Origin of the sequence: Spirulina sp. 06S082, assembly GCF_034932145.1 — a bacterium.
Classification (GTDB): domain Bacteria; phylum Cyanobacteriota; class Cyanobacteriia; order Cyanobacteriales; family Spirulinaceae; genus CCY15215.
In genome coordinates, this window is record NZ_JAYGHV010000110.1 from 1 (window position 1) to 1226 (window position 1226).

The 1226-nt window shown below is 44.6% G+C and carries 1 protein-coding gene; it reads right to left on the minus strand.

Annotated elements, in window-relative coordinates:
- Window positions 1-239: 239 nt before the first annotated feature.
- Window positions 240-1226 (minus strand): IS200/IS605 family accessory protein TnpB-related protein (locus VB714_RS07345; RefSeq protein ID WP_323222629.1); only part of this gene is annotated, 987 nt, incomplete at its 5' end.

Genomic DNA, 1226 nt, shown 5'->3' on the forward strand with positions numbered 1-1226 from the left:
TTGAACGCTCCCCAACCAAATCAAAGATTATGGTTGGGGATTCTTTCAGCTACGGAAATTCCGTAGCGTTCCCAGAACAACTGGCGTTCTCAGCGTGCAGTCGGAACTTTTGCCCACATACACTCTGGAAAAGCGGTGCGACCCCGGCGAATCGCATTCGCCTAGGGAACGCGCACCAAGAGGTTTGTCGCCTATTAATACACAATACCAATATCTCGCGCCAATATTATAACTCGCGTTTAAATCCGCATGGTATTGCTTCCCTGTACTGAAGCGCTTGGGGGATGCTGAGGTTTCCTCAGCATATCCAACCAAGCAAGAGAGCGACAAAGAGAATAATTGTTTTTTCCTCTCTTGACTTTCCCACTGCCATCAAAAGCATAGGCACTGGTATATTTAGGATTGATAAAAACAACATTGCCTCCCAATTCTCTCCATCTTTCTTGGGTCAACTCGACGATTTTTCGATGACACCAAAGATGAAATTTTTGTTTGTGCAAAGTCCCTTTCCTTCCCGCTTTCGCTTTCCATCCCGCTAAGTTCTCAAAGACAATAACTTTGACGTTATTCGCTTTGGCAAACTCAACGATTTCTCGCATCACTTTACGAGATATTTCGCGGTTGATATGGGAAGATTTGCGATAGAGTCCTTTACAGAATCCCTTTCTTGGTGCGCGTTCCTTGGCTGTTCGCGTAGCGTCTCGGGAGGAGTTGGAAACCTCAGCAGGGTCGCACCGCTTACTGTGCTTCTGTCCGATAATACGGGCAGTTTGTTTCGCTTTTTTGGCAATTTTCATCCTACGTCGATTGCGACGGTCTATGTCTCTGGCAGGATTGATAAATTTCCGTGCTTTTACAGTACCGTCTGCACCAACTATGGCTGCTGTTGCTGCATTGTTAATCCCTAAGTCTACACTACAAACATATTCTGATTCCTCCCTTTCGACTTTTTTAATCTTTACAGGCAGGGAAAGTTGACAGGTTCTTTTGTTGACCACTAATGCAGGAGATTTTATCTCGTTTCCTTCCACAAGATGGCGGTTTTTTCCCTGTTTTTTGACGGGGATTTCTGCTGACCATACCCAATCTTTTCCATTCCAGATTTTGATTTGAATTGTGCGATATTTTTCTCCATAACGAATCTGTTGACCTTTGTACAATGAGGGGTAACTTTTGCACATTGCTGTCAGTTTTGGCGGTTGGCAAAAGCGATGTTTTCTCTCTCC